2 protein-coding genes are annotated in these 2,034 nt (G+C 70.3%); one reads left to right on the top strand and one right to left on the bottom strand.

Going from position 1 to position 2,034, the window contains the following annotated elements; all coding sequences use genetic code 11:
* Positions 1 to 1,108, bottom strand: a 1,108-nt coding sequence (locus tag AC27VN_RS39880; RefSeq protein ID WP_490880271.1) for a sigma-54 interaction domain-containing protein, incomplete at its 3' end; no start/stop codon positions are given.
* Positions 1,109 to 1,410: 302 nt separating this feature from the next.
* On the opposite strand from AC27VN_RS39880, the gene AC27VN_RS39875 reads away from it, so the two are divergent.
* Positions 1,411 to 2,034, top strand: a 624-nt coding sequence (locus AC27VN_RS39875) for a TetR/AcrR family transcriptional regulator (RefSeq protein WP_490880270.1), incomplete at its 3' end; no start/stop codon positions are given.

Here is a 2,034-nt window from a genome sequence, read left to right as displayed (position 1 = left end):
CGACCAGCGCCGGGATGTCGGAGCGCCGCTCGCGCAGCGGCGGCACGCGCAGCGGCAGCACGTTGAGGCGGTAGTAGAGGTCCTCGCGGAACTGGCCGCGGCGCACCAGCTCGGGCAGGTCGCGCGAGGTGGCGGCGATCACGCGCGCATCGAAGGGAATCAGCTTGTTCGAACCCAGCGGCTCGATCTCCCCTTCCTGCAGCGCGCGCAGCAGCTTGGCCTGCAGGCCCAGCGGCATGTCGCCGATCTCGTCGAGGAACAGGCTGCCGCCGTCGGCCAGCTTGAACTTGCCCTCGCGCCCGCGCTTGTCGGCGCCGGTGAAGGCGCCCGGCGCGACGCCGAAGAACTCGGCCTCGAGCAGGGTGTCGGGCACGGCCGCGATGTTGAGGCTCACGAACTGGCCCTTGGCGCGCGCCGAGGCCGCATGGATCGCATGCGCGAGCAGCTCCTTGCCGGTGCCGGTTTCGCCGAGCAGCAGCACCGGGCTCGCCGACTGCGCCGCGCGGCGCGCATGGCGCTTGACCTCGACCGCGGCCGGGCTGCTGCCGATGAAGCTCGCGAAGGTGTACTTGGAACGCCGCTGGCCCTCGGCCGCCTGCTGGTAGAGCGGGTTGTTGCGCTGGCTCGCGAGCTCGCGCCGCGCATCGTCGAGGTCGCGCTGCAGCAGCGCGAACTTGCTGATCAGCGGCTGCAGGGTGGTCTCGGGCTGGTCGAACAGCACGATGCCGATGGCGCCGATCACCTCGCCCGCGCCGTCGGCACGCTCCTCGCGCAGCGGGATGCGGCTCACGACGAAGGTGCCCGCCTTGTTGGTCAAGAGGTCGATCAGGATCGGCTCGCCGCTCTCGAGCACGCGGCGCATCTGGGTGTTGGGGATCACGTCCTCCACCATGTGGCCGAGGAACTGGTCGATCGACGAGAAGCCCAGCGCGGGCAGGAAGCGCCGGTAGCCCTCATTGACCCAGACGATGCGCCCGCTGCGGTCGACCAGGAACATGCCCTGGCTCATGCGCGAGAACAGGTGGAACATGGAACGCGCGGCCAGCGCGAGGATGCCGTCGGCATCGAGCGGCAGGGCGGAGGGCGCGGCGGCGGTGGAGGCAGGCATGCGCGGATCGTAGCCTGCATCAATCCGCAACAAATCCGGCATCGCCGGCCGGCGCGGCCGGGTCAGAATGCACGGGCGCGCGAGCCGGCACCGCGATCGAAAACCACACCAGGAACAGGGTGCCGCCGCCAGGCAGCGATGGGCCCCCTGCCCGCCACCCACGCGCCCCGCCAGAACGCCTCGCCCCGCTCCCGTGTCCCCACCGGCCTGCGTTGCACCTGTCTTCAGGAGACCTTCAGCATCGCCTCAGGCGAGCCTAAGTTAATCAATCGTTTGATTTTCGGCATGGTGTAATCGCCCGCATGAAGTCCACGGCCCCTCCCTCGACGCTGCCGGCGCGCAAGACCGCCTCCGCCCCGCGCGCGCCGCGCAGCGACGGCGCCGAGGCGCGCCAGCGGCTGCTCTACACCGCGCTGCGGCTGTTCGCGCAGAAGGGCTTCGCCAAGACCTCCACGCGCGAGATCGTGCGCGAGGCCGGGGTCAACATCTCGGCCATCAGCTACTACTTCGGCGACAAGGCCGGCCTCTATGCCGCCACCTTCAGCGAGCCCATGGGCGGCAACGCGGGCGACTTCGTGGCGCTCTACGCCGCGCCCGGCCTCTCGCTCGAGGAATCGCTGCGCATCTTCTTCGCCAAGATGGTCGAGCCCTTCGACCAGGGCGAGGTGGTGCGCCAGTGCATCCACCTGCACATGCGCGAGATGCTCGAACCCACCAGCCTGTGGGCCAAGGAGCTCGAGCGCGACATCAAGGACCCGCACCGCGCGATCGCGGCGATGCTGTGCCGCCACCTCGGCGTGGCCCGCGCCGACGACGACATCCACCGGCTGACCTTCGCGATCACGGGCCTCGCGATGCAGCTGTTCGTGAGCCAGGACGTGATCGAGGCGATCCGTCCCGCGCTGCTGCGCACGCCGCGCGCCGTC

The sequence above is a fragment of the Variovorax sp. 20P10.2.4 genome, assembly GCF_058244205.1.
Note: the sequence above shows the minus strand (reverse complement) of the source record. Positions and strands in the feature narration are given on the sequence as shown.